Raw genomic sequence first — 26,478 nt, forward strand, 5'->3', positions numbered from 1 at the left:
CATGACCGACACCCCCGACAGCCGACGCCCCTGGCGTGGTGTCCTCGTCGCCACCGCGCTCCCGCTGGACGACGACCTCGGCGTGGACCACGGCCGGTACGCCGAACACTGTGTCTGGCTCGTCGAGAACGGCTGCGACGGCGTCGTGCCGAACGGTTCGCTCGGCGAGTACCAGGTGCTCACACCCGAGGAGCGCGCCAAGGTCGTCGAGACCGCCGTCGCCGCGATCGGCGGGTCCCGGGTGATGCCCGGCGTCGCCGCGTACGGCTCCGCGGAGGCGCGCCGCTGGGCCGAGCAGGCCAGGGACGCGGGCTGCGGCGCCGTGATGCTGCTGCCGCCCAACGCCTATCGCGCGGACGACCGTTCGGTCCTCGCCCACTACGAGGAGGTCTCCCGGGCGGGCATCCCGGTCGTCGCGTACAACAATCCGATCGACACCAAGGTCGACCTGGTTCCCGAACTCCTCGCGAAGCTGCACGCCGCGGGGTTCGTCCAGGCGGTCAAGGAGTTCTCCGGTGATGTGCGTCGCGCCTACCGCATCGCCGAACTCGCCCCGGAACTGGATCTGTTGATCGGCGCCGACGACGTCCTGCTGGAACTCGCCGTGGCCGGGGCCAAGGGCTGGGTGGCCGGCTACCCGAACGCGCTGCCCCGGGCGGGCGTCGAGCTCTACCGCGCGGCCGTGGCCGGTGACCTCGACACGGCGGGCAAGCTCTACCGGCAGCTCCACCCGCTGCTGCGCTGGGACTCCCAGGTCGAGTTCGTCCAGGCCATCAAGCTGTCGATGGACATCGTCGGCCGGTACGGCGGTCCGGTCCGGCCGCCCCGCGTCCCGCTGCTGCCCGAGCAGGAGGCCGCCGTGCGCCTGGCCACGGAGCGGGCCGTGGCCGCCGGTCTCGCCTGAGCCGGCAAGGGCCTGTCTGACAATTCGCGTCGTCGCCCGGCAGACGGGAATTGTCAGACAGGCCCCAGGCCCTCGCCGCCACCGTCCAGCCGCCCCGCCGTCACCACTCAGGAGTCCCATGCGCAGCAAACTCGTCCTGCACGCCGTCGACTCGCACACCGAGGGCATGCCGACCCGGGTGATCACCGGCGGGATCGGCACGGTCCCGGGCGCGACCATGAACGAGCGGCGGCTGTACTTCCGTCAGCACCGCGACGACATCAAGCAGCTTCTGATGAACGAGCCGCGCGGCCACGCGGCGATGAGCGGGGCCGTCCTCCAGCCGTCCACCCGCCCGGACTGCGACTACGGCGTGATCTACATCGAGGTGTCGGGCTATCTGCCGATGTGCGGACACGGCACGATCGGTGTGGCGACCGTGCTGGTGGAGACGGGCATGGTCGAGGTCGTCGAGCCCGTCACCACGATCCGGCTCGACACCCCCGCGGGTCTCGTCGTCGCCGAGGTCGCCGTGGAGGACGGCGCGGCCAAGGAGGTCACGCTCAGGAACGTGCCGTCGTTCGCCGTCGGTCTCGACCGCAAGGCCACGCTCGCCGACGGGCGCACGGTGACGTACGACCTGGCCTACGGCGGGAACTTCTACGCGATCCTGCCGCTGGAGCAGTTCGGCCTGCCCTTCGACCGGTCCCGCAAGGACGAGATCCTCGCGGCGGGACTGGCGCTGATGGACGCCGTCAACGCCGAGGGCGAGCCCGTGCACCCCGAGGACCCGTCCATCCGCGGCTGCCACCACGTCCACCTGTACGCCCCCGGGGCGACGGCCCGCTTCTCGCGGCACGCGATGGCCATCCACCCCGGCTGGTTCGACCGTTCGCCCTGCGGTACGGGCACCAGCGCGCGCATGGCCCAGCTGCACGCCCGTGGCGAACTCCCGCTGCACACCGAGTTCGTGAACGAGTCCTTCATCGGGACGCGGTTCACCGGCCGGCTGCTCGGCACCACCGAGGTCGCCGGAACGCCCGCCGTGCTGCCCAGCTTCACGGGCCGCGCGTGGATCACGGGGACGGCCCAGTACCTGCTCGACCCCACGGACCCGTTCCCGGCCGGGTTCGTCCTGTGAGCGACTCCGCGCCGGGGCGTAGATACTGAAGCTCCGAGTAGGACGTGACATGGCACAGGGCCGGTGCGGCAGGACGACGGCGCGCCGGCTCGTACGAGGAGACCCCGATGGCCGACCGGCGCAGCAGCGCACCCTCAGCCGCTCCCGACCTGCCCGCGCTGGGCGGCAGGCGGAGCAGCTACCGCGAGCGCGTGGCCGACGCGCTGCGCGCCGCGCTGATCGCGGGCGAGCTGCGGCCCGGCGAGGTGTACTCGGCGCCGACGCTGGCGGCCCGTTTCGGCGTCTCGGCGACGCCGGTCCGCGAGGCCATGCTGGACCTGGCCAAGGAGGGCCTGGTCGACACGGTCCCCAACAAGGGGTTCCGGGTCACCGAGGTCTCGGAGAAGCAGCTCGACGAGTACACCCACATCCGCTCGCTCATCGAGATCCCCACCGTCGTGCGGCTGGCCACCACGGCGGACCCCGTCTCGCTGGAGGCGCTGCGTCCGGCGGCCCGGGAGATCGTGACGGCCGCCGCCGAGGGCGACCTCATCGCTTACGTGGAGGCGGACATCCGCTTCCACCTGGGCCTGCTGGCCCTCGCGGGCAACTCCCATCTGGTCGAGGTGGTCGGGGACCTGCGCAAGCGCTCACGCCTGTACGGACTCGACGCCCTGGTCCGGGCGGGCCGTCTGGAGGCCTCGGCCCGCGAGCACCTGGAACTCCTCGACGCCCTCCTGGAACGCGACGAGCGCGCCGTGCACGCGGTGATGACGCGCCATCTGGGCCATGTCCGCGGACTGTGGGCGGCGCCCTGACGGGTCCGCCTCCGCGGGTGTGACGCCGCGGGTCCGTCGCCGCGGGTCCGCCACCGGGGGTGCGGAGCCGCCGTTCCCGTCCCGCTGGACAGGAACCGGTCGAACTTTTACGCAAGCAGCTTGCATTTCTTGCGCTATTCTTGCGCTCATGACGCGACGACTTGCTCAGGTGGCGAAGAAGGTCGGGGTCAGCGAGGCCACGGTCAGCCGGGTGCTCAACGGCAAGCCGGGTGTCTCCGACTCCACTCGGCAGGCGGTCCTGTCCGCCCTGGACGTCCTCGGCTACGAGCGGCCGACCCAGTTGCGCGGCGAACGCGCGCGGCTCGTCGGGCTCGTTCTGCCCGAGCTCCAGAACCCGATCTTCCCGGCCTTCGCCGAGGTGATCGGCGGGGCGCTCGCCCAGCTCGGCCTCACCCCGGTGCTGTGCACGCAGACCAAGGGCGGGGTCTCCGAGGCCGACTACGTGGAACTCCTGCTCCAGCAGCAGGTCTCCGGGGTGGTGTTCGCCGGCGGTCTGTACGCGCAGGCCGACGCGCCGCACGACCACTACCGCCAGCTCGCGGACCGCAACATTCCGGTGGTGCTGGTCAACGCGGCCATCGAGCACCTCGGCTTCCCGTGCGTCTCCTGCGACGACGCCGTCGCCGTCGAGCAGGCGTGGCGTCATCTCGACTCGCTCGGCCACGAGCGGATCGGACTCGTCCTCGGCCCCGGCGACCACATGCCCTCGGGCCGCAAGCTCGCGGCGGCGCGCGCCCTCGCGCCGGATCTGCCGGACGCGTACGTGGCACGGGCGATGTTCTCGCTGGAGGGCGGCCAGGCCGCGGCCACGAGACTGCTCGACCAGGGGGTCACCGGCATCATCTGCGCCAGCGACCCGCTCGCGCTCGGCGCGGTACGGGCGGCCCGCCGCAAGGGGCTCGGTGTCCCCGGCGAGATCTCCGTCGTCGGGTACGACGACTCGGCGTTCATGAACTGCACCGAACCCCCGCTGACCACGGTCCGCCAGCCCATCGAGGCCATGGGGCGCGCCGCGGTGGAACTGCTGAACGCGCAGATCGGCGGCAGCAGTGTGACCGCCGAGGAGCTGCTGTTCGAGCCGGAGCTGGTGGTGCGCGGGTCGACCGCGCAGGCACCGCGCCGCTGAGAGGCGCGGCCGGGTCGCCGTACCGGGGTCGGTGACTCCGGTACGCAACCACCTGCAACGGAGACCCCCAACCACTGTCAAATAATTACAGATTCTGCGCGACATCTTGCGGACTGATGTTGTCGGTGCTTGAGTGTGCGGCGCCAGAACACGGCGGCACGCCCGCCGTGGGCCTTCCTCGCTCCAGCCCGAAGGGGTCCACCAATGAGAAGTACCGGGTTCCGCCGTAGCTTCGTCATGCTCATGGCGTCCTCTGTCGCGCTCACCGCCACCGCGTGCGGTTCGAGCGGCGACGACGATGCGGCCAACGGAAAGACCCGCATCACCGTCAACTGCGAGCCGCCGAAGAGCGCCAAGGTCGACCGCTCGTTCTTCGACGCCGACACCAAGGCGTTCGAGAAGGCCAACCCGGGCATCGACGTCGCCATGCACGACGCGTTCCCGTGTCAGGACCCCAAGACCTTCGACGCCAAGCTGGCCGGAGGCCAGATGGAGGACGTGTTCTACACGTACTTCACCGACGCCAAGCACGTCGTCGACGTCAACCAGGCCGCCGACATCACGAGTTACGTCAAGGACCTCAAGAGCTACAGCACCATCCAGCAGCAACTGCGCGACATCTACACCGTGGACGGCAAGATCTACGGCATCCCCCGCACCGGCTACTCGATGGGCCTCATCTACAACAAGGCGCTCTTCGAGAAGGCCGGCCTCGACCCCGACAAGCCCCCGGCCACCTGGGAGGAGCTGCGCGCCGACGCCAAGAAGATCGCGGCGCTCGGCAAGGGCACGGTCGGTTACGCCGACTACAGCGCCCAGAACCAGGGCGGCTGGCACTTCACCGCCGAGCTCTACTCGCAGGGCGGGAACGTCGTCGCCGAGGACGGAAAGACGGCGACCGTCGACACCCCCGAGGGCAAGGCGGTCCTGCAGAACCTGAAGGACATGCGCTGGAGCGACAACTCCATGGGCAGCAAGCAGCTGCTGGTCATCAACGACGTCCAGCAGATGATGGGCTCCGGAAAGCTCGGCATGTACCTCTCCGCGCCCGACAACATCCCGATCCTCGTCAAGGAGAAGGGCGGCAACTACAACGACCTCGCCCTGGCTCCGATGCCCGGCGGCAAGGGCACGCTCATCGGCGGCGACGGCTACATGTTCAACAAGAAGGACTCCCCGGCCCAGATCAAGGCCGGCCTCAAGTGGCTGGAGCACATGTTCCTGAGCCCCGGCAAGGGCTTCCTCGGCGACTACGCCCGCGCCAAGCAGAACAAGGCGCCCGTCGGCCTGCCCGAGCCGCGCCTGTTCACCGGCGCCGCCGACGACAAGGACCAGCAGGTCAAGAAGGCCAACGCCAACGTGCCCGTGGAGAACTACCAGGCCTTCCTCGACGGCAACCAGAGCCTCCAGATGAAGATCGAGCCCCCGCAGGCCCAGCAGATCTACTCCGTCCTCGACGCCGCCGTGTCCTCGGTCCTCACCAAGAAGGACGCCGACGTCGACCAGCTCCTCAAGGACGCCTCCGGCAAGATCGACTCCATTCTGGCCCGAGGCTGACACCGTTCATGAAGACCGCATCGAAGCCCCCCGCAGCGCTCCCTCCGGCCGCCCTCGGCGTGCCGGAGGCGCCGCGGTCGGCCGGGCGCCGGACCGGGGGACCATCGCGCCGGCGCCTGGCCGACCAGTTCCGCGCCTACGCCTTCCTGGCCGGCGGCCTGCTCTGCTTCGCCCTGTTCTCCTGGTACCCGGCGATCCGCGCTGTCGTGATCGCCTTCCAGAAGTACACGCCGGGCAGCGGCGGCGAGTGGGTCGGCACCGCCAACTTCACCCGGGTCTTCCACGACCCGGAGTTCACCGCCGCCTGGCGCAACACCCTCACCTTCACCGTCCTCGCCCTGCTCATCGGCTTCGCCGTCCCCTTCGTGATGGCGCTCGTCCTCAATGAACTGCGGCACGCGAAGGCGTTCTTCAGAGTCGTGGTCTACCTGCCGGTGATGATCCCGCCGGTGGTCAGCGCACTGCTGTGGAAGTGGTTCTACGACCCCGGAGCCGGCCTCGCCAACGAGACGCTGCGCGCGCTGCACCTGCCGACCTCGAACTGGTCCAACGGCGCCGACACCGCGCTCGTCTCGCTGGTCATCGTCGCGACCTGGGCCAACCTCGGAGGCACCGTCCTCATCTACCTCGCCGCCCTCCAGAGCATCCCCGGCGAGCTGTACGAGGCGGCCGAGCTGGACGGCGCGAACCTGCTCCAGCGCATCCGGCACGTGACGATCCCTCAGACGCGCTTCATCATCCTGATGCTGATGCTGCTTCAGATCATCGCCACCATGCAGGTGTTCACCGAACCGTTCGTGATCACCGGCGGCGGTCCCGAGGACAAGACCGTCACCGTGCTCTACTTGATCTACAAGTACGCCTTCCTCTACAACGACTTCGGCGGAGCCTGCGCGCTGAGCGTCATGCTGCTCGTCCTGCTCAGCACCTTCTCCGCCCTCTACCTGCGGCTGACCCGCTCCGAAGGGGAGGACGCGTGAGCACCCGCACCCTGATCTCTCCGCTCGTCCTGGCCCGCCCACGCGGCAGAGCCGTCTACTGGACCGTCTTCGGCGGCGTCGTCCTGCTCTTCGCGCTGGCCTTCCTCTTCCCCGTCTACTGGATGGTCACCGGCGCCATGAAGTCGCCGGACGAGGTCACGCGCACCCCGCCCACCCTCGTACCGGACCGCTGGCACCTCAGCGGCTACACCGATGCGTGGGACCTGATGGACCTGCCCACCCACCTGTGGAACACCGTCGTCCAGGCGACGGGCGCCTGGCTGCTCCAGCTCGTCTTCTGCACGGCCGCCGCCTACGCCCTGTCCAAGCTGAAGCCGGCCTTCGGCAAGGTGATCCTCGGCGGCATCCTCGCCACCCTGATGGTCCCCGCACAGGCCCTGGTGGTCCCCAAGTACCTGACCGCAGCCGACCTGCCCGTCCTGCACACCAGCCTGCTCAACTCGCCGCTGGGCATCTGGCTGCCCGCCGTCGCCAACGCCTTCAACCTCTATCTCCTCAAGCGCTTCTTCGACCAGATCCCGCGCGACGTCCTGGAGGCCGCGGAAATCGACGGCGCCGGACGGCTGCGCACCCTGTGGTCGATCGTGCTGCCGATGTCCCGGCCCGTCCTCGGAGTCGTGTCGATCTTCGCCCTGGTCGCCGTCTGGCAGGACTTCCTCTGGCCGCTGATGGTCTTCTCCGACACCGACAAGCAGCCCATCAGCGTGGCGCTCGTCCAGCTGTCGCAGAACATCCAGCTCACCGTGCTCATCGCCGCGATGGTGATCGCCAGCATCCCCATGGTCGTGATGTTCCTGGTGTTCCAGCGGCACATCATCGCCGGCATCAGCGCGGGCAGCACCAAGGGCTGACGCCCCTCACCGACCACCCCGAACGAAAGGCAACGCACCGTGGGACAGCCCCGCCCTGCCCGAAATCAGTCCGCGTGGTGGCGTTCCGCCGTCATCTACCAGGTGTACGTCCGCAGCTTCGCGGACGGCGACGGCGACGGCACCGGTGACCTCGCGGGCGTCCGCGCCAGACTCCCGTACCTCGCCGAACTCGGCGTGGACGCCCTGTGGTTCAACCCCTGGTATCTCTCGCCCATGGCCGACGGCGGCTACGACGTGGCCGACTACCGCACGATCGACCCGGCCTTCGGGACCCTCGCCGAGGCCGAGAAACTCATCGCCGAGGCCCGCGAACTGGGCATCCGCACGCTCGTCGACATCGTGCCGAACCATGTCTCGGACCAGCACCCCTGGTTCCGGGCGGCGCTGGCGGGCGGTCCGGAGCGGGACCTCTTCCACTTCCGCCCCGGACGCGGCGAGCACGGTGAACTCCCGCCCAACGACTGGCCGTCCCAGTTCGCCGGCTCCACCGAACCGGTGTGGACCCGGCTGCCCGACGGCGACTGGTACCTCCACCTGTTCACCCCCGAGCAGCCCGACCTCAACTGGGCGCACCCGGCCGTCCGCCGGGAGCACGAGGAGATCCTGCGCTTCTGGTTCGAGCGGGGAGTGGCGGGCGTACGCATCGACTCGGCCGCCCTGCTGGCCAAGGACCCGGACCTGCCCGACTTCGTCGAGGGCCGCGACCCGAACCCGTACGTCGACCGCGACGAACTCCACGACATCTACCGCTCCTGGCGAGCGGTCGCCGACACCTACGACGCCGTCTTCGTCGGCGAGGTCTGGCTCCCCGACTCCGAGCGCTTCGCCCGCTATCTGCGCCCCGACGAACTGCACACCGCCTTCAACTTCTCCTTCCTGTCCTGCCCCTGGGACGCCGGACGGCTGCGCACCTCCATCGACGAGACCCTCGCCGAACACGCCCCCGTCGGAGCGCCGGCCACCTGGGTGCTGTGCAACCACGACGTGACCCGCACGGTCACCCGCTACGGCCGTACGGAGACCGGGTTCGACTTCACCACCAAGGCCTTCGGCACCCCCACCGACCTGGCTCTCGGCACCCGCCGGGCCCGCGCCGCGGCGCTGCTCTCGCTCGCCCTGCCCGGCTCCGTGTACCTCTACCAGGGCGAGGAACTCGGGCTGCCCGAGGTGGAGTTGCCGCTCGACAGCATCCAGGACCCGATGCATTCGCGCTCCGGGGGCACGGACCCGGGCCGCGACGGCTGCCGGGTCCCGCTGCCCTGGACGGCCGGGGAGCCGTACGCCGGGTTCGGCGGTGAGCCCTGGCTGCCGCAGCCCGCCGACTGGCCCGCGTACGCCGCCGACCGCCAGGCGGACGATCCCGGGTCCATGCTGAGCCTCTACCGTGCCGCGCTCCGCGTCCGCCGCGGCGAACCGGGCTTCGGCGACGGCGAGTTCGGCTGGCTGCCCGCACCGGAGGGCGTCCTCGCCTTCACCCGCGCGGACGGTCTGCTCTGCGTGGTCAATCTGACCGACGGCCCGGTCGGGCTCCCCGAGCACTCCCGGCTCCTGCTCCACAGCGACCCGTTGACGGCCGACGGGCTCCTTCCGCCGGACACGGCGGTCTGGCTGCGCGCCTGAGCGGCCCGCACCGCACAGCGCAGACCCCGAGGGCCGTTTCAGTTCGGAGGGGGTGAGTCCCTGGGCGCATCCTTCTTCATGACCGGCCCCCCGCGCTTCGCCGCCTGGATCTGCTCGTACACATGGGTCCGCAACTCGGCGAAGCGCGGGGAGACCCGTGTACGCAACTGGTCGCGGTCCTCGGGAAGATCGACCTTCAACTGCTCCTGCACGACGGTGGGGGAGGCCGAGAGGACCAGGACCCGCTCACCCAGATAGACGGCCTCGTCGATGTCGTGGGTCACGAACAGGATGGTGATCCCGCGCTGCCGCCACAGCCGGCGCACCAGATCCTCCAGATCGGCGCGGGTCTGCGCGTCGACCGCCGCGAACGGCTCGTCCATGAGCAGGACTTCGGGCTCGTACGCCAGAGCCCGCGCGATGGCGACCCGCTGCTGCATCCCCCCGGACAGCTGCCACGGATAGGCCCCCGCGGCATCGGCCAGGCCCACGGACTCCAGCGCGTCGGCGACCAGTTCCCGGCGCCGCGCCCTGCCCAGGTTCTTCTGCCGCAGCGGGAGTTCGACGTTCTCGCCGACCCTCATCCAGGGGAACAGGCTGCGCCCGTACTCCTGGAACACGAACGCCATGCCCGGCGGCGGGCCGCTCACCCGTCGGCCGCCGAGCAGCACCTCGCCCGACGTCGGGGTCAGCAGGCCGCCCATGCACTTCAGCAGGGTGGTCTTGCCGCAGCCCGACGGCCCGACCAGGCAGACGAGTTCACCCGCGTCCACCGTGAAGGTGAGATCGCGGACCGCCTCCACCCTGCGGCCCGACCCCTCGTAGACCTTCCGCAGGCCGGATACGACCAAAGACGCGTGCATGGACCGCCCTTTCGCGAGCGTCACGGGGACCGCCTGGAGGAGTCGCGCAGACCGTGGTACCAACCGAGGACCCGGCGCTCGACCAACTGGAAGACGACCGAGAGGAGAAAGCCGAGCAGGCCGAGGACGAGGATCCCGGTCCACATGTCGGGGATCGCGAAGCCGCGCTGGAACTGCACGATGGTGAAGCCGAGTCCGTTGCTCGCCGCGAACATCTCGCTGATGACCATCAGGATGATGCCGATGGACAGCGCCTGGCGCAGGCCCGCGAAGATCTGCGGGCTCGCGGAGGGCAGGACGACGGACCGTATCCGGGCCGGGCCCGTGATGCCGTACGAGCGGGCCGTCTCGGACATCACGGAGTCGACGGCGCGCACCCCCTCGATCGTGTTGAGCAGGATCGGCCACACACAGCCGCTGGCGATCACGACGATCTTCATCGTGTCCCCGATGCCCGCGAACAGCATGATGACCGGAACGAGGACGGGCGGAGGCACCGCCCGCAGGAACTCCAGCACCGGTTCGCACACCGCCCGCACCTTCCGGTACGAGCCGATGACCGTGCCGACACCGACTCCCACCACGGCCGCCGCCGTGTAGCCGGCCAGCAGCCGCAGCAGGCTGGGCACCAGGTCGGCGCGGAGCCGGTCACGCGTCCAGACGTCGGGGAACGTCTTCAGGATCGTGCGCAGCGGAGGCCAGTAGACATTGGTGCTGCCGTCCGACGCGAGCCACCAGAGGGCGAACAGCAGCGCGGGGAGCGCCACGACGAACAGCACCCGCAGCGGGAGAGCTCCCCACCGGTTCGGCCTCGTCGGAGGTTCGGGCGGGATGCCCGTCACACCGTCACCTCCCCGCGCACCGACTGGTGCCAGGCCAGCGCGTACCGCTCCACCGACCGGGCACCCACGTTGATGAGCAGCCCGAGCAGACCCGTGACCACGATCAGCGCGTACATCTCGGGCACCGCCTGCGAGGTCTGGGCGACCGCGATGCGCGCACCCAACCCCGGGGCCCCGATGACGAGTTCGGCGGTCACCGTGAGAATGAGCGCGACGGCCGCGGCGAGCCGGACCCCCGTCATGACGTACGGCAGCGCGGTCGGCCACAGCACATGACGGACCCGGGCCCAGGTTCCGAGCCCGTACGACCGCGCCGTCTCCTCCGCCACCGGGTCCACGTCCCGCACGCCGTACATGACCTGGACGAGGACCTGCCAGAAGGACGCGTAGACGACCAGCAGGAGCACCGACCTCAGCTCGGTCCCGTAGAGCAGCACGGCGAGCGGGATCAGGGCCACGGAGGGGATGGGGCGCAGGAACTCGATCGTCGACGCGGTCGTCTCGCGCAGATACGGCACGACCGAGACGACCACCCCCACCACGATCCCCGCGCCGACCGCGATCGCCAGGCCCAGCGCCCAGCCCGTGAGCGTGTCGCCGAGGTCCGTCCAGAAGGTGCCCTCGGTGAACTGGTCACCGAGGGCCCGCGCGATCCGGCTGGTCGGCGGGAAGTACCGCTCCTTGACGATGCCGAGCCGCGGCACCGCCTCGCCGAGGGCGAGGAAGGCCGCGAGCCCGGCCGCGCCCAGTCCGGCGTTCACGGCCCGTCCGGTGGAGCCGCCGCCGCGCACTCGCTTCCGTGTCACGGCAGCAGCTTGTCCAGGTCGGGCGCCGACTTGAAGAGCCCGTCCTGTTTGCCGAGCTTCTCCAGCGCCTCGATCGAGGTCCGGTTCTCCTCCGCCGGCCACTTGGGCAGGGTCACCTCGGCCAGCACGGCCGCGGGGATCTTCGTGTACGTGGTGACGATCTGCCGGACCTCGTCCGGGTGCGCGTCGGCGTACGCGAGGGACTCCGCGGTGGCCTCCTGGAACTTCTTGACCACGTCGGGGTGCTGTGCCGCGTATTGGTTCGAGGTGAAGTACATGGCGACGGTGAGGTCCTTCGCCACATCGACCAGGGCCGAGGCGATCTCGGTCGCGCCCTGGCTCTTGACGGTGGCGAGCGCGGGCTCGACCACCATCGCGGCGTCGATCTGGCCGCTGTCGAGGGCCGCGGGCATCTGGTCGAAGGCGAGCTCGACGAACTTCACCTCGGAGGGATCACCGCCCGCCTTGCGCACCGACTCGCGTACGGCCGTCTCGTTGATGTTCTTCAGCGTGTTGACGGCGACCTTCTTGCCCTCCAGATCCTTCGCCGACGCGATGGCGCTGCCCTTCTTGACCGTGATGGCGCCGAAGTCCGCGCCCGCCACGCCCGTCGAGGCGACACCGTTCGCGATGGCCTTCACGGGAACGCTGTTGGACTGGGCGATCATCAGCGAGGTCACGTTGGAGAACCCGAACTGGAACTGGCCCGAGACGACCCCCGGGACGATGGCCGCGCCGCCCTGGGCGGCCGTCATCGACAGGGTCAGTCCGTGCTTCTTGTAGAAGCCCTTCTTCTGGCCCAGATAGACGGGGGCGACATCGACGATGGGGATGATCCCCAGCTTGACGGTGGTGGTGCCGCCGGACGAAGAGTTCTTGTCCGAGGCGCCACCGCCGTCGGACGAACCGCAGGCCGACGCGGTGACCAGCAAGGCTCCGACCGCGATACCGGCGAGCAGACGACGCATGGCTCCTCCTGTGCAGACGAGAGTGTTCCGACAGGGCGTGCGCACACCGCACAATGGTGCTCAGCGCGAAGGTAGAACCCTGTCCGTGCCGGGTCAATGGCCTTGGCTGACAATATTGTTGACAGTTATCGAAGTGTGCTCCCGTTCCATGTGCTCCCGTTCGATGCGAGAGCACTCCGTGTGTCCCTCTGGAGGCGACGATGCCTGCAGCAGACCGAGCGCCCCATTTCGTCCGGTCCTTCGAACGCGGACTCGCCGTGATCCGCGTCTTCGGCGCCGACCGGCCCGAACTGACACTCAGTGAGGTCGCGCGCGGCTGCGACCTGACCCGCGCGGCGGCACGCCGCTTCCTGCTGACCCTGGTCGATCTCGGATACGTCCACACGGACGGCCGGGTCTTCCGGCTCACCCCGCGCGTGCTGGAACTCGGCTACGCCTATCTCTCCGGCTTCACGCTCCCGGAGATCGCCCAGTCCCATCTGAAGCAACTCGCCGAACAGGTGGGGGAGTCGAGCTCGCTCTGTGTCCTCGACGGCGACGACATCGTGTACGTGGCGCGGGTCCCGACCCGGCGGATCATGACGGCGACGATCACCGTCGGCACCCGCTTCCCGGCCCATGCCACCTCCGTGGGCCGGGTGATCCTCGCGCATCTCACGGACGACGAGATCGACGCCCGGCTGGAGCGGGCCGATCTGTGCGCCCTGACCGCGCGCACGACCGTCTCGCCGGACCTGCTGAGAGCCGAGCTGGCCCGGGTGCGGCGCCAGGGATACGCCATCGTCGACCAGGAGTTGGAGGAGGGACTCCGCTCGGTCGCCGCCCCGGTGCGGGACGGGGGCGGCGCCGTGGTGGCGGCCGCGAACATCCCCGTCCACGCCAGCCGCAACAGCCTCGAATCGGTCCGCCGCGACCTGCTTCCCCACCTGCTGGACACGGTCGCCCGGATCGAGCGGGATCTGGCGGTCACAGGTCCAGTACGAGCCGTCTCCCGAGGCAGCGGGACACACAGATGAGCATGGTTCCGCCCGCCTCCCGCTCCTCGTCCGTGAGCACCGAGTCCCGGTGGTCCGGGGTCCCTTCGAGCACCTCCGTCTCGCAGGTCCCGCAGGTGCCCTCGGTGCAGGAGTAGAGCACCTCGACACCGGCGGCGCGCACGGTGTCGAGGACGGAGACACCGGGAGCGACGGTGACCGTCCGGCCCGACCGCTCCAGGACGACCTCGAACTCCCCCTCCCCGTCCGTCTCCCCGCCCGTCTCCCGGTCCTTCGGCCGGAAGCGCTCGATGTGCAGGAGGCCGTCCGGACAGCGCTCCTCGATCGCGTCGAGCAGCGGCCCGGGACCGCAGCAGTAGACGAGGGTGTCCCCGGGGAGCCCGCCGAGCACGGAGGGCAGATCGAGCGGTCCCGTCTCGTCCTGGGGAGCGAGGGTGACCCGGTCCCCGTACCGCCCCAGTTCCTCGGTGAACGCCATGGAGCCGCGGGTCCGTCCGCCGTACAGCAGGGTCCACTCGGCGCCCGCCGCCTCGGCCGCGGCGAGCATCGGCAGGATCGGGGTGATGCCGATGCCGCCCGCCACGAAGCGGTAGCGCGGAGCGGGCGCGAGGGCGAAGTGATTGCGCGGGCCCCGGACACGGACCGTGTCGCCCTCGCCCAACCGCCCGTGCACATAAGCCGATCCGCCGCGCCCGTCCGGTTCGAGCAGCACCGCGATCCGCCACGTCCCGCGGTCCGCCGGGTCACCGCACAGGGAGTACTGCCGCTCGAGTTCCGGCCCGAGCCGGACATCGATATGGGCCCCGGGCTCCCAGCGCGGGAGTTCGGCGCCGAGCGGATGCCGCAGGCTCAGGGCGAGTACACCGTCGGAGACCAACTCACGCCGTACGACGACGAGTTCGACCTCGTACGAGCTGTCCCCGGCAAGGCCGGTCACCGCACCCTCTCCACCGGCTTGTCGCCCTCCTCGACCAGGCGGGCCAGGATGCGCCGGGCCGCGAGACCGCCGGTGTCGATGCCGATGCTCAGCTCCTGGTAACCGGCGGGCTCCGAGGCGAGGGTGCGCTGGAGGAGGTTGAGCGCGTCGACGTCCTGCATCACGACGGTGTGGTTCAAGTCCCGCATGAAGGTGCTGACTTCGTCGTCCGACCGGGCGAAGTCGCGCGAGACCGCCCAGAAGTCGTACACCTTGCCCGGGCCGGACGGCGTGATGGCGTACGTGATCTCGGTGTGGAAGGCGTTCGGGTCACTGCCGTCCGCCTCCGGCAGCACACCGGCCGGCGCGATCCTGCTGTGTAGCAGATAGAGGCAGGGCGCGTGGTACTCGATGTCCTGCCAGCGGGTGATGCGCCCCTCGACGCCGGTCGACCGCGCGTAGAAGGGCGGACACTCGGCGTCGGCCATGCGCCGGGAGACGCGGACGATCCCGGCCTCCTCGTCCACCTCGGTGGCGATCGGCGTCTCGGCGACCTCGGGCGTGCCGATGTAGCCGCCGTGCAGATACGTCTCGTGCGAGAGGTCGAGGAGGTTGTCGACGAGGAGTCCGTAGTCCGCGTCGATGGGCTCCATGCCGCTGACCGTCGTCCAGCCGGGCGAGTCCATGTGCGGCGCGCGCGGCACCGATCCCGGGTCGGCGAGCGCGGGGTCGCCGATCCAGACCCAGACGAACAGGTCCTGCTCGACGACCGGGTAGGAGGCGACCCGGGCGGTGCGCGGTATCCGCTTCTGCCCCGGCACGTGCACACACGCGCCGGTCGTGTCGTAGGTGAACCCGTGGTAGCCGCACACGATCCGGTCACCGTCGAGCCGGCTCTCCGAGAGCGGGAACCGCCGGTGCACACACCGGTCGGACAGCGCGACGGCGGCCCCGTCCTCCTCGGTGCGGTAGAGCACCAGCGGCTCACCGAGGACGGTCCGTCCGACGAGCTCGCGTCCGATCTCGTAGGTGTAGGCGACGACGTACCACTGGTTCCTGGCGAAGGAGGTCATGTGCGGCATGGGGGCCGGCTCCCGTCTCTGATGGTGGTGGCATCGTTCGGGCAGACATCACCGGGCCGCAATACGACTTCCGTCTCACGGAAGATGTCCAATGAAATGCCACGTCAGCGGGCTGATGTGTGAGTGCCCTCCCCGGTGGCAGTTGCGATGCTCGTCCACTGGGTCGCCGCGCCGACCTCGATCTCCCGTGGCTGTTTGAGCCACGTTTCCGCTCGTAAGTTATGCACGTATGACTGTTTTCAGGGTTCTGTGGCGAATCTGATGCCGGATCCTGGTGGTACAGGAGCAGAAATTGCATCGCCGCAGATCAAGTATGTCCGTTGGTGCGTGTACCGGCTTTGGGGGCGAATCCGGGTCGATTCTGCCTCTCTTTCGGCTCTTCAGTGTGTTGTCGCAGGTCGGGCAGGTAGCGCGAAGGGTTGGGGGTAGGAATCGCGAGCAGATTGATGGCCTGAAGGACGCGCGGAGACGGTCATCGACCAGCCGTTCGTCACGCGGTGACACACGCGGGATGCCTGCTTGGGCTTGCGTAAACGGGGCTGCTGTCGGGTGGTGACTCAGCCCAGGAGTGGCCCGGTTGGTTTCGGGCGGTGGGTACCAGCCCTATGGCTGGGACTGGGAAGTCAGCGGGGAGCGAATTCGTCGTAGCGCAGAGCAGCGGACTCATCATCCGTCGGCCGTGGGTTCGAGTCCCACCCGCCCCACTTCGGAAGGCCTCTGACCTGCGGAAACGTTCATTTCGGGTGTCGGGGCGTCAACTTTGCCTGAATGGACTGAATCCGCTGCTCGTGGGTTTGGCGCCATGCTGGTCCATGTCGGCTGATGCCCTTCTGACCCGCATGAATGCGTAGCCGCTGAGACCTGTTCTGCTCGGCTCTCCTGCGGCAGGGCCAAGGTTGAGGCCATCCTGAGGCCGGAGGTACTGGGGGAGTGCCCGGAAGGCGCTCTCCAGTGCGTCGTCTGCATATCTGGCGAGTCCGGGAAGCCAAGGAAACGGCCCCAACAGAAAACTGCCCCAAACGTGCAGCGGCCCCTGAAGGGCATCGGCTTCTGCAGCTGGGCCAGGGCCTGTCCGATCGGCGGGGAGGAACACCGGACAGGCCCTGGCGGACATGGGCGCGACTGGGCGCGCGGGAGGTGGGCCGGGGCGATGCCCGGTCTCGTTCGTTCGTCAGTACCGGTGCAGCAGGACCGTGGCGTCGGAGGGGCAGCAGCCCGTCCTTGGTCAGCGGTCCTGAGGCGATGAGGGGGCTGGTGGCGGCGGGGAGCGGGGTCGGCTGGTCGGTGAGGTTGACCGCGCACGGTAGGCCGTTGCCGCGTTCGAAGAGGAGCGTGCCGGCCGGGCTGTCGAGCCAGCGGAAGTCCTCGCCGCACAGGCCCGGGTTGGTGCGGTGCAGGCGTAGGGCGGAGCGGTAGAGCCGGAGCATGGAGGTGCGGTCGGCCTGGTTGGCCTCGGCGGTGTAGAACTTCCAGTCGTGGGGCTGGGGGAGCCAGGGCGTGGCGGAGACGGTCGTGCTGAAGCCGAAGGGCGGGGTGTCGCCGGTCCAGGGGAGGGGGACGCGGCAGCCGTCGCGGCCTCGGACGGTGTGGCCGGAGCGTTCCCAGGTGAGGTCCTGGAGCGCCGCGTCGGGGAGGCCTTCGACCTCGTACAGGCCGAGTTCCTCGCTTTGGTAGATGTACGCGCTTCCCGGCAGGGCGAGCATCAGCAGGGCCGCCGCCCGTGCTCGGCGGGTGCCCAGGGCGAGGTCGGCGGGGTGGTGACGCCGGTGTGGGCGCGGCCGTAGCGGGTGACGTGGCGGGTCTCGTCGTGGTTGGAGAGGACCCAACCTGACCACACGCTTGACGAAGAACATAGAGGCACCCCCGTGTGTTGAGGCAGGATCGGCCGGTGAGTGGCTGGGTTGGGTGTGCTTGGGGCACGGGATCATCCGATTCGGCAGGCAGAGAGCTGGCCTTTTGGTAGCTTCGTGCCCTGTGTGAGAGGGGCCGGTCATGTGCCGGTTCGGGGGCAAGGGGCACCAATGGAGAGCAAGCTGAAACCCAAGCTCGTGTTCGTACACGGCATCGGCGGGCCGCGGGATCCGGACGAACAACTGATGGAGTGGAAGCGGGCGTTGGCTGGCGGCGCGCGGGCCGCGAAGCTCGCCTCCGACATCTCCGCACTGACCATGGACTGGCTGGCGGACTGCTCCTTCGCCTACTACGGCGACCTGTTCGCCGACGATGAGCCGCAGAGCGTGGGCGGCCCGGACGACCTCGACGACGAGGAAGCGGCCATTGTCCTTGGACTCCTCGCCGAGTTCCTCGAAGAGGAGGCTGCTCGGCCGGAGAACCAGGGCGACAGGGCGCTGGCCCGCGTACGCGCCCAGTTGAGCCCCGACGGCCAGCCGCAGGGTGTCGTCGGAGCCGGGCGTCACCTCTGGGCGGTGGCGACCGCGGTGGTCGCGGTGCCGGGAGTGGCCCATGCGGCTCGTTGGGCGACGGCCAGTGACGTACTCCGCACGTGGTCCCAGCCCGCGCGCTACCTGCGACGCAAGGACAAGGACGCTCAGAAGACGACGCTCGACGAGCGGATCAGGGCCCGGGTCCTGGCGTGTCTGGACCCCGCACGGCCCACCGTCGTGGTCGGCCACTCCCTGGGCAGCGTCGTCGCCTTCGAGACGCTGGCGTCCTACGAGGGTCCTGTGCCGCTGCTGGTCACCATCGGTTCACCGATCGCGACCAGCGGACTCGTCTGGCCGCGGCTCAGGCCGCGGCCGCCTGCCACCCCCGACTGTGTCGATCGCTGGCTGGACTTCTGGGACGGCGACGACCTGATCGTGCCGCGGCGCAAACTCGCCAATCGCGTCCAGCCGAACGAACGAGGGGTCAAACCGACGCCGCGGCAATTTGAATCCCGTATGTGGTGGGCCCATGGGGCGACCACATACCTGGGGCGCGCCGAGGTCGCGGAGCCGGTGATGCGGATGCTCTCCGCCGTGTCCGCCGCTACGGACGCCTCCGCCGGGACGAACTCCCCTGCCGGTACGGACGCTTCTGCCGGAACAGCCGCCCCCGCGGCCGGTTCATGACCGCAGCCCGGCCGACGACGACGGTCCGGCACGCCCTGGTTGTCGCCACCCAGTGCCCGGCCGCGCGGCAGCATCTCAGCAACCTCGTCACCAGGGCCGAGGAGTTGCACGAACTCCTCACCGATCCGGAGATCGGTGCCTGCGTGCCCAGCGACCCCGACGGCGGCCCCGTACTGCGGTCCGGCAAGGTCTCCGGACGGCAGATCGAGGACGCGGTCCGGGCGGCGGCGCGCCGGGCGCATGAAGCGGGCGCCGAACTGGTCCTCGCCTTCCTCGGTCACGGTCAGACGCCGATGGGCGACGCGACGCTCTACTACATGGCGGACGACACCCTGGCGGGGGACGCGGCCAGTTCCGTCCAGGTCGGAAAGCTCGTCGCCGACGCCGGGGACCTGCCCGGCGTCAAAGGGGTGATCACGCTCATCGACACGTGCCACGCCGGCGCCGGCGTCCCGGACGCGAAAGCACTGGCAGGGGGCTTCGGCCTCGGGAACAACAGACACTCGCTGCTCATGGCGGCGTCGGCTCACCAGAAGGCGTACGACCTCGACTTCAGCCGCGAACTCGCGTCCCTGCTGCGCCACGGCATCCCGGACGGCGGTGAGCTGCTGCGAGCGGGCGCCCTCAAAATGGCACTGACGAACCGAATCCTGAAGCAGAACTGCGAGACGTCCGGCCGGGACGGGGACCCGGACGCAGTCGAGGAACTGTGGGTGGCGCTGAACGTACAACGGCCGAGTTGGAGACCCAGCCGCCACATCGGCGTCCTCGGCAGCCAGGACCTCGGCGAGGCACTGGCCGCATGGCCGGACCACCCGGCCCCGGCCGGGGGCTGGAACCCGCCGGCACTGCGCGGGCTCCGCGAGCAGGCGGCGGCCTCCGAAGCACCCGGAGCCCTGCGGGTACGGCAGGTGGCCGACGGGCTGCTGGACGCGGGTACCACGGTGGACATGGTCCACTCGTGGGCCGGCCGGGCTGTCACCACCCCGGCTCTGCGGAGCGTGGCCGCCGACCTGACCGCCGCCTACGACGCGGCCGATCCGTCATTCGATCCGCTGCGTCCGCCGAAGTGGATCGAGGGCACGGACCTGTTGCGGTACATACTCGAACACGCGGCGCTACGCGTATCCGTCACCGGCACTCCCGTGGTGCGCCTGGCGCAGGCAGTGGCCGCCATCGCCGACCGGTGTGACCTCGACTCCGAAGACCAACTGGTCGACGCCTGGGCGAAGCGCGTGCACGGAGTCGTCGAACTCAGTGATGCCGTGGCGCGACAGGCCGCACTGCGTCTGGACCGGACCTGGCGGCTGGTCATCAGCCTGCACACCGCGCGGATCGACTGGCCGGAATCGCTGTCGGTGTGGCTGCACGACGGGGAGCGCGGCGAGCACCATGAGGAGTTCCCTTGCGAACCCACCCGGGCCGGAGTCGAGGCCCGGCTCCCGGAGATCATCGGCTGGGCGTGGAAGAAGGTCCCGGAAGGCGCCGGGATCAAGAACATCGACGTGGTGGTCCCCGCTCCGCTCCTGCTGACCTGGGAGCCCGAGAAGGCGTCCGCCGGCCGATCCCCGCTGGGCGCCGAGCACACGGTGGTGCTGCGCTGGGCAGGACGACTCGCCGTCCCGGGCTACCTCGCCGGTATGAACGAGAGGGACCGGGACCGGCTGAAGAAGCTGGACGAACAACATCTCGGTGACGGCCACGCACCGGTCGACTGGCTGGCCGACGGCGACATCCGGGACACGGCGCTGCTGGCAGAGCGCCTGGGCTGGAGGGTCTACGACCGGGCCATCGGCCTCGACCACCGTCCGCGGCACCTTGCGGAGCTGGTGGAGACCCTGCTGGCCCACACCCCCATCCTGCTGTGGCCGCGCACGGACGCCGATGTGGACGGCCGGGGATACGACTGCCTGGACGCGTACTGGGAGCAGCTGCCCGAACAGTTCATCGAGGCGTACCGGCGTCGTTGGCGTGCCGAGGTGGGCGGACCCGCGCGTCCGGCGCGACCGGGCGACGAGCACCTCGCGGACCTGGCCGGAATCCGGGCCGCCTGGCACGACCTGGACTGGCTCGACTTCTGCCGCTGGTTCGAGCAGCACCCCCCGACCAATCAGTGGAGCGCGTGATGTCCTGGAACACGTACTACGTCGGAGACGGCGAACCTCGTGATGTCACCCTTGCCGATCCTCCCCCGTGGCGTACCTTCCCCCGCACCTCCGACCAGCGCGCGTTCCAGCCGCCGGAGGGGCTGACCGACGCTGTCAACGCCGCCCTCTACCTCCACCGGCCCCTCCTGATCACCGGATCCGCGGGTACGGGGAAGTCCACCGTCATCGAGCAGGTCGCCGAGGAACTGAAGCTCAGGCGGGTGCTGCGCTGGCCCATCACGTCGCGCAGCACGCTGACGGACGCGCTGTACCAGTACGACGCGCTCGGCCACATCCATTCCCTGCGCCTGCGCCAAACGCCCTACGAGGGGCGGAGCAAGGGACGGAACGGCGGCCGTGGCCCCGCCAGGACCGAGCGCCCCCAAGCCGTCGACGACATCGCGCCGTTCCTCAAACTCGGGCCTCTGGGCACCGCGCTGCTGCCAGGGGACCGGCCCCGGGCGTTGCTCATCGACGAGATCGACAAGAGTGATCTCGACCTGCCGAGCGATCTCCTCGATGTGCTGGAGCGCGGGGAGTTCGAGATTCCCGAACTCGTACGCCACCGCCTGCGGCAGGTGCCGGTCCGCGAGTGGGGCGAGAGGGAGCGGACCTACCTGGTGCGGGACGGCCACGTGCAGTGCACGCGCTTTCCGTTCATCGTGATGACCAGCAACGGCGAACGCGACTTCCCCGCGCCCTTCCTGCGCCGGTGCATCCGCTACACCATGCCCGCGCCGACCGCCGACATGCTCCGCGACGCGGTGGCCGCCCACCTGCGGCGTGAGCTGCCCGACTCCGGCCCGGTGCCGGATCTCATCAAGGAATTCGCCGACCGTGTCGCAAGGGGCGATTCCCTGGCGGTCGACCAACTCCTCAACGCGGTACGACTGATCAGCGACGCACAAGCGCCCAGTGGCGCGCAGCGCGACCGGATCCTCGACCTGCTCCTCCGTGACCTCTCCGGTGGCTGAGGCTCTCGCATCGCTGGTCCGCGTGCTGGCCGGGGCCATGGGTGAAGACGCGGACGCCACAGCGATCGCCGATGCCCTGTGGCTGGCCGCGGCCTCCGCCACCACCCCGGCAGCACTGGGCGCCGGCCTGCCCGAACCAGCGCCCTCCGAAGCCGCGGAGGTGTGCCCCGAGCCACCGTCGGCCCCCGAAGCCGACGCGCCTGCCCCGCCGCACCGGGCGGAGGACACGGACACGGCCGTTCTCTACGAGAGGCTGCCGTACGCCCCACCCGCGCCGGGCACCTCGATCACGGTTCCGGGGGGCCGGGATCTGCCCCGTGCCATGGAACTGCGCAGAGCGCTGCGCCCCTTCAAGCGCCGCTTCCCCCAGGGTCGACGCTCGGAACTGGACCTGGACGCGACCGTCCGCGACTACCGCCGCACCGGCGAGCTCACCCCGGTGCTGGGCCCCAGCCCCGAGCCCTGGTTCGAACTGCTGCTCGTCGTCGACGCATCGCCCACCATGGCCGTCTGGCAGAACACCAACTCGGAGTTCGCCACCCTCCTGGCCGGACTGGGCGCGTTCCGACGCGTCCGGACGTGGAGCCTGAGGCCGGGCACTGATCCAGTGGTCACCGACCACCAGGACAGGCGGGTCGCCCCCGGGCAGGCCGTTTCCGCCGACGGCAGACGCCTGGTGTTGGTGCTCTCCGACTGCGTGGCGCCCGGCTGGAGGCGACCGGAAACATGGCAGTTGCTACGCCGTTGGGGAACGAAAGGCCCCGTCGCGCTGCTCAACCCGCTCCCCGGGCGCCTGTGGCACCGCACCGGCCTCGACCTCCCCGCGATCCGCGTCGGACAGCGACGGCCCGCCCTTAGGAACGCCGACCTGACCTTTCACGTCCCCCTGCTGCTCCGTACTCTGCCCGGCGCCGAGGACGCGGACTGGCAGGCGTTGCCCACGCTCACGTTCTCGCCGCATTCCCTCGCCCGCTGGGCGGACACCTTCATGCGCGGATCGCCCCACGGGCACGACGCGGTCCTGGTCCCCAGCACCGGCATCGTGCCCAGCCCCTTTCCGACGCCGAACGCCGCGCGACACACGGGCCCCGACCCCACGGAGATGTTCCTGCGCACGGGGTCGCCCTCGGCCGTACGGCTAGCCGCCCTGTGCAGCCCGTTTCGCAGGCTGAGCCTGCCGCTCATGCACCTGGTCCGTCAGCAGCTCCTTCCCGAGGCGTGCGTCGGCGATCTGGCCGAGCTGCTGACGATCCCCGGCGTGACCGTCGAGGCGCACGAGGACGGGCCACCGGTCATCGTCTTCGACGATGCGACACGCGAGCGGCTCGCCTCCCGCCTCAGCCGCCGGGACGCCTGGCGCACGTATGACGCTCTCAGCAGGCACATCGCCGCCAGGGCACCCGGCGGCGTGGAGGACATCCAGGCGACCGCGACGTTCGAGCCGGACTCGGTCCCGCCCGCGCTGTACCCCTTCGCGCGTGCGTCCAACGAGTTGCTGACATTGCTGCGGGAAGGCGGACCGGTGCGGCCCGCACTGGTGCCGGGAATTTCGGAGTTCCCCGTGTTACAGCCCGACCCGGACCCGGGTCAGCGCCTGCCCGACCCGGCACAGAGCACCGCGCTGCTTATCGGCGTTTCCCGTTATCCGAGAGGCGACTCGTTGCCTGGCGTGAACGCCGATCTTGAGGAGATGCGGTCCTATCTCACCTCGCCGGAAGGCTGGAACCTGCCGGCCGACCGCTGCGTCTCGCTTGTCGACCCCCGCAGGGCGAGCGAGGTCCTCGAAGAGATCATGCGGGCGGGCGACACGGCCGACACCGTGCTGCTCTACTTCGGCGGGCACGGGTCGGTTGACCTCAGGGGCCAGGCCACGTGGCGTCTCTCGGGAGAAGGAGTCGATGAGTGGCATACCTCCGGGAGGCTGGAGTTCCTCGACGTCGCACGGGTCCTCGATGAGTCGAGGGCTCGTCACGCCATGCTGATCCTCGACCACGACGGGGGCGCGGAGGCTACCCGGGCCATGCGTCGTGACCTGTATGAAGGGGTCGGGCAAGTAGTCTCGAGAGCACAGGTGTTGTCCGTAGGAAGTGCACGGGGCGCCTTGAACAGGGGACCGCTGACGCAACAGCTCCTGAGGGTCACGAGCCAGGGAGTGCCAAGAGGTCCCGAGTTCCTGGACCTGTCCGCCATGGTCAGGGCCTTGAGCGGGCTCGATACATGGTCGCGCTCCCAGTTCGTTCTCTTCGGTGGGGGTCGTTCAGCCCCAGCCTTCGCGCGCAATCGGGCCTGGAAACCCCAGGTGTCCTCGACCGGGCTCCACGAAGACGAGGGCGTCGGCGCCACCGAGCCGGTCGACCCCATGTACGAGTCGGTCCAGCAACAACTTCAGGCGGCTCTTCCTCGTACCTACCAAGGCGTGTACCGGAGAGAGGCGAACCGTCTTCTGCGCGCGCTACTCGCCTTCGCGGAGAGTTTCATCGACGGAGGCCAGCAGGCCGACAGCGAGATGACACTGGTCGACGCGGCTCAGGACTTCCTCGCCGATCGGGGGATCATCACCGAACGCGAGGTGCCTCGCGACGATCAACGTGTGGATGTCGTCTGGTCTTCAGAAGCCGGCCTGTTCGAAATCCACACAACGCGGGACGGAGCCGCTCGCCATTGGAACGTCGAACCCTCGGTCAGCTTCGAACTCGTGCTGGATCGAGAGGGGCGGGCCTGGATGTCCGATCTCGTCGACTGTGTCACCGCGGATACCTCAGAGACCTTCCCCGGTAATGAGAAATCGTGTCTCGTGATCATGCACCTGCCTGTCACGCTGCACCGCGTCCACGACCCCGAGGCAGCCGTCGACGAGGCTGAGCCCGAGACGGCGGATGCGCCCTGGGGCCTGAGGTGGTTCACCCGCAACGCCCTGTCGGACGCGGTGGATTCGGCCTGTGAGCGACTCCTTGGTGAAGCCGTCGCGGACGAGTTCGCCGACGACGTCATGGACGGCGTCTGGCCGCTGAACGGGGTGGCGCTACCACCCGGTCTCACGGACGTGACGATCCAGGACGTCACTCCGGACACCCAGTCGATCGTCTGGGACACCGTGGAGGAGTACGAGGAAGGCCTGGTTCTCGGGCAGGTGACGGTGGACGTCCGACTCATTCTCGAAGGCCTCATGCACAACCGCGACTATGACCTCGCCCTGCCCGAAGTGTCGCTGCTGAACAGGGTCAACGATCATATGGTGGAGGTGCATGTGGAGCGGAGCGCACAACTGGTCTTCGACGCCCGGCGGGAATCGGAGGATGTCGAGCTGGAGTTCCGCGGCACGAACGCTCCCGAGCCCAACCCGCACGACCTCAGGTGACGTTCGAGCCCGGCCCGGACGGCCGGCATGTCGGATGACGCTTCTCACATGCCTGCCCACTGATCGGACGGCAGCTCCGCGGTTCAGTGTGCCCGGCGCGGCACTCCACACGGCGTGCTCTCCGCACGAGCAGGGGCGATCCAGCCGCTGAGCGGGGCGGCACCCTCGCGGTCCAGTGCTCTCCGCGCGAGCGGATGTCGGCGACGGGTGAACCGTCGACCGGCACTCTGGCGGCTACAACCGTCCCTGTTCGCCGCGGAGCGGAGGTGTAGCTGTACTGGGGAAACAAATTCACGGGTGGAAGGAGTGCTCACCGTTGAAAGCCTCGTCCTAATAGCGCGGGGTGCCCTTGAAGGGCGGTCAGCCGAAGGCTGGCTGTGCTCTGTGTTGACGTCTTGGCCAACGACATCGGCCATAGAGGCCCCCGGCCACCGGGGCGGAGCTTCTGCGCGTTGGAAGGGTAATCCGCCGCAGATGAGTTCGAGCCCCTTCCCGAGCTGGCGTGATCCGCCCGCAAGTCCTTCGGGTCTGGCCCTTGTGGCCCTATTGAGGCCGCGTTGAGGCCGCAAGGACGGGAACAGACTGACAAAGGCTGAAGAGTACCCGCATGGATAACCCCATCTGATCTGCGAAAACGTCACGGATGAGCATGGATCGGCAAGGACCGCCAAGATCCTCAAAGGACTCATAATCCGTCGGCCGTGGGTTCGAGTCCCACCCGCCCCACCTTAGCCGTGTCCTGACCTGCGGAAACGCCTCATCGGGCGTTCGGATTTAGGACTTTGGGCCAACGGCGTGAATCCGCTGCGCGTGAGCTCAACAGCGTTGCCGCCAATGGTAGTTCGAACTGTTCTGGCCTGCACGGATGTCTTGGCTCATAGCGGGGGAAGCCGCCGCATGTGGCCTCTGTGAGTGGCTGGGCGCCGAATTCGGGACGTTGGCAGGACGCAGGGAATCGGAAGGGGCTACCGCGGCGCCATCCTGCCCGACGCTGCTGGGGTGGGCGGCGGAGCGGCAGCAGGCGATCAGGGTGCTGCGTGACACTTGGATCACTGGGCTGCCACCAGACTGCGGTGCGGGAGAAACGGCCCGTACTGAAAACGGCCCAGGAACCTTCTCACGTCGGCGTCTGTTCCGATGGAGGTATGCCATCTACGAGGGGCACAGGGAGTGGAGGCCGGGCAGGTCGGTTGAGGCTCCCACCGTTGGTAGAGGTGTATGGCAACGAGATCATCGTGCTGCCACCGTTCTGCTTGCGCGGAGAGAACGTGCCTGGCCCGCGGACAGGAACAGCGAAGGGAGGATCACCTTCGCTCGCGTGGAGAGCACCGAGGACGGCCGTGCCGCGGCCTGTGGCGTGGCGGTGCTCTCCCGACGCGGTCAGGGGAGTGCCACCTGCGGGTTCACCCCCATACCGAAGAGCGGCAATGCCGGCCGA

General features: G+C 69.4%; 21 protein-coding genes. 14 read left to right on the forward strand and 7 right to left on the reverse strand.

The window, feature by feature from the left end:
* The first annotated feature begins 1 nt into the window (after position 1).
* The 8 genes from OG410_RS34050 (at position 2) to OG410_RS34085 (ending at position 9,018) form a co-directional block, all read left to right on the forward strand.
* Entirely contained in the window at positions 2–904 is a 903-nt protein-coding gene (locus tag OG410_RS34050; RefSeq protein WP_329302617.1) for a dihydrodipicolinate synthase family protein, read from the forward strand.
* Positions 905–1,022: 118 nt separating this feature from the next.
* On the forward strand, positions 1,023–2,024 hold the full coding sequence (locus tag OG410_RS34055; protein WP_329302618.1) for a proline racemase family protein: 1,002 nt from the start codon (positions 1,023–1,025) through the stop codon (positions 2,022–2,024).
* 107 nt (positions 2,025–2,131) lie between these two features.
* The gene (locus tag OG410_RS34060; protein WP_329302619.1) at positions 2,132–2,821 is read left to right on the forward strand and encodes a GntR family transcriptional regulator; all 690 of its coding nucleotides are present in this window, start codon (positions 2,132–2,134) and stop codon (positions 2,819–2,821) included.
* Between the two features lie 148 nt (positions 2,822–2,969).
* Positions 2,970–3,968: a LacI family DNA-binding transcriptional regulator gene (locus OG410_RS34065; protein WP_328446121.1), complete on the forward strand. Its 999-nt coding sequence runs from the start codon at positions 2,970–2,972 to the stop codon at positions 3,966–3,968.
* Between the two features lie 204 nt (positions 3,969–4,172).
* Positions 4,173–5,525 carry an ABC transporter substrate-binding protein gene (locus OG410_RS34070; protein WP_329302620.1) on the forward strand — a complete coding sequence of 451 codons (1,353 nt, stop codon included), beginning with the start codon at positions 4,173–4,175 and terminating at the stop codon, positions 5,523–5,525.
* A gap of 8 nt (positions 5,526–5,533) precedes the next feature.
* Positions 5,534–6,505 (forward strand): carbohydrate ABC transporter permease, encoded by a 972-nt coding sequence (locus OG410_RS34075; protein WP_329302621.1) that lies wholly within the window; start codon positions 5,534–5,536, stop codon positions 6,503–6,505.
* On the forward strand, positions 6,502–7,377 hold the full coding sequence (locus OG410_RS34080) for a carbohydrate ABC transporter permease (RefSeq protein WP_329302622.1): 876 nt from the start codon (positions 6,502–6,504) through the stop codon (positions 7,375–7,377). Before OG410_RS34075 ends, OG410_RS34080 begins: the two co-directional genes overlap by 4 nt.
* Positions 7,378–7,416: 39 nt before the next feature.
* Positions 7,417–9,018, forward strand: coding sequence for a glycoside hydrolase family 13 protein (locus tag OG410_RS34085; protein ID WP_329302623.1), 1,602 nt, complete (start codon positions 7,417–7,419; stop codon positions 9,016–9,018).
* Positions 9,019–9,056: 38 nt separating this feature from the next.
* On the opposite strand, the gene OG410_RS34090 is transcribed toward OG410_RS34085, so the two are convergent.
* Genes OG410_RS34090 through OG410_RS34105 form a run of 4 tightly spaced genes read right to left on the reverse strand, consistent with a single transcriptional unit; the run spans position 9,057 to position 12,497 of the window.
* Positions 9,057–9,881 carry an ABC transporter ATP-binding protein gene (locus OG410_RS34090; protein WP_329302624.1) on the reverse strand — a complete coding sequence of 275 codons (825 nt, stop codon included), beginning with the start codon at positions 9,879–9,881 and terminating at the stop codon, positions 9,057–9,059.
* 20 nt (positions 9,882–9,901) lie between these two features.
* Positions 9,902–10,714, reverse strand: coding sequence for an ABC transporter permease (locus tag OG410_RS34095; protein ID WP_443063929.1), 813 nt, complete (start codon positions 10,712–10,714; stop codon positions 9,902–9,904).
* Positions 10,715–10,719: 5 nt separating this feature from the next.
* Positions 10,720–11,529, reverse strand: a complete 810-nt coding sequence (locus OG410_RS34100; RefSeq protein WP_329302626.1) for an ABC transporter permease — start codon at positions 11,527–11,529, stop codon at positions 10,720–10,722.
* Complete coding sequence (locus tag OG410_RS34105; protein WP_329302627.1) at positions 11,526–12,497, reverse strand: ABC transporter substrate-binding protein; 972 nt, start codon at positions 12,495–12,497, stop codon at positions 11,526–11,528. Before OG410_RS34105 ends, OG410_RS34100 begins: the two co-directional genes overlap by 4 nt.
* 200 nt (positions 12,498–12,697) lie before the next feature.
* On the opposite strand from OG410_RS34105, the gene OG410_RS34110 reads away from it, so the two are divergent.
* Positions 12,698–13,513: an IclR family transcriptional regulator domain-containing protein gene (locus OG410_RS34110; RefSeq protein ID WP_329302628.1), complete on the forward strand. Its 816-nt coding sequence runs from the start codon at positions 12,698–12,700 to the stop codon at positions 13,511–13,513.
* Here the strand turns inward: OG410_RS34110 and OG410_RS34115 are convergent.
* From OG410_RS34115 to OG410_RS42680, 3 genes are all read right to left on the reverse strand, one after another.
* Complete coding sequence (locus OG410_RS34115; RefSeq protein ID WP_329302629.1) at positions 13,464–14,429, reverse strand: PDR/VanB family oxidoreductase; 966 nt, start codon at positions 14,427–14,429, stop codon at positions 13,464–13,466. The genes OG410_RS34110 and OG410_RS34115 overlap by 50 nt on opposite strands.
* Positions 14,426–15,490: an aromatic ring-hydroxylating dioxygenase subunit alpha gene (locus OG410_RS34120; RefSeq protein WP_329302630.1), complete on the reverse strand. Its 1,065-nt coding sequence runs from the start codon at positions 15,488–15,490 to the stop codon at positions 14,426–14,428. The genes OG410_RS34115 and OG410_RS34120 overlap by 4 nt, the downstream gene beginning before the upstream one ends.
* A 734-nt stretch (positions 15,491–16,224) precedes the next feature.
* Positions 16,225–17,166: an alpha-amylase family glycosyl hydrolase gene (locus OG410_RS42680; RefSeq protein ID WP_443063930.1), complete on the reverse strand. Its 942-nt coding sequence runs from the start codon at positions 17,164–17,166 to the stop codon at positions 16,225–16,227.
* Here OG410_RS42680 and OG410_RS42685 point away from each other — a divergent pair.
* From OG410_RS42685 to OG410_RS34145, 5 genes are all read left to right on the forward strand, one after another.
* Positions 17,077–17,274: a hypothetical protein gene (locus OG410_RS42685; RefSeq protein ID WP_443063942.1), complete on the forward strand. Its 198-nt coding sequence runs from the start codon at positions 17,077–17,079 to the stop codon at positions 17,272–17,274. The genes OG410_RS42680 and OG410_RS42685 overlap by 90 nt on opposite strands.
* A 237-nt stretch (positions 17,275–17,511) precedes the next feature.
* On the forward strand, positions 17,512–18,561 hold the full coding sequence (locus tag OG410_RS34130) for an alpha/beta hydrolase (RefSeq protein ID WP_329302631.1): 1,050 nt from the start codon (positions 17,512–17,514) through the stop codon (positions 18,559–18,561).
* Positions 18,558–20,687, forward strand: a complete 2,130-nt coding sequence (locus OG410_RS34135; protein WP_329302632.1) for a VMAP-C domain-containing protein — start codon at positions 18,558–18,560, stop codon at positions 20,685–20,687. Before OG410_RS34130 ends, OG410_RS34135 begins: the two co-directional genes overlap by 4 nt.
* Positions 20,687–21,682, forward strand: a complete 996-nt coding sequence (locus OG410_RS34140; RefSeq protein ID WP_329302633.1) for an AAA family ATPase — start codon at positions 20,687–20,689, stop codon at positions 21,680–21,682. The genes OG410_RS34135 and OG410_RS34140 overlap by 1 nt, the downstream gene beginning before the upstream one ends.
* The gene (locus tag OG410_RS34145) at positions 21,675–25,040 is read left to right on the forward strand and encodes an SAV_2336 N-terminal domain-related protein (protein WP_329302634.1); all 3,366 of its coding nucleotides are present in this window, start codon (positions 21,675–21,677) and stop codon (positions 25,038–25,040) included. Before OG410_RS34140 ends, OG410_RS34145 begins: the two co-directional genes overlap by 8 nt.
* The last annotated feature ends 1,438 nt before the right edge of the window (positions 25,041–26,478 follow it).

Source organism: Streptomyces sp. NBC_00659 (assembly GCF_036226925.1).
Lineage (GTDB): Bacteria > Actinomycetota > Actinomycetes > Streptomycetales > Streptomycetaceae > Streptomyces.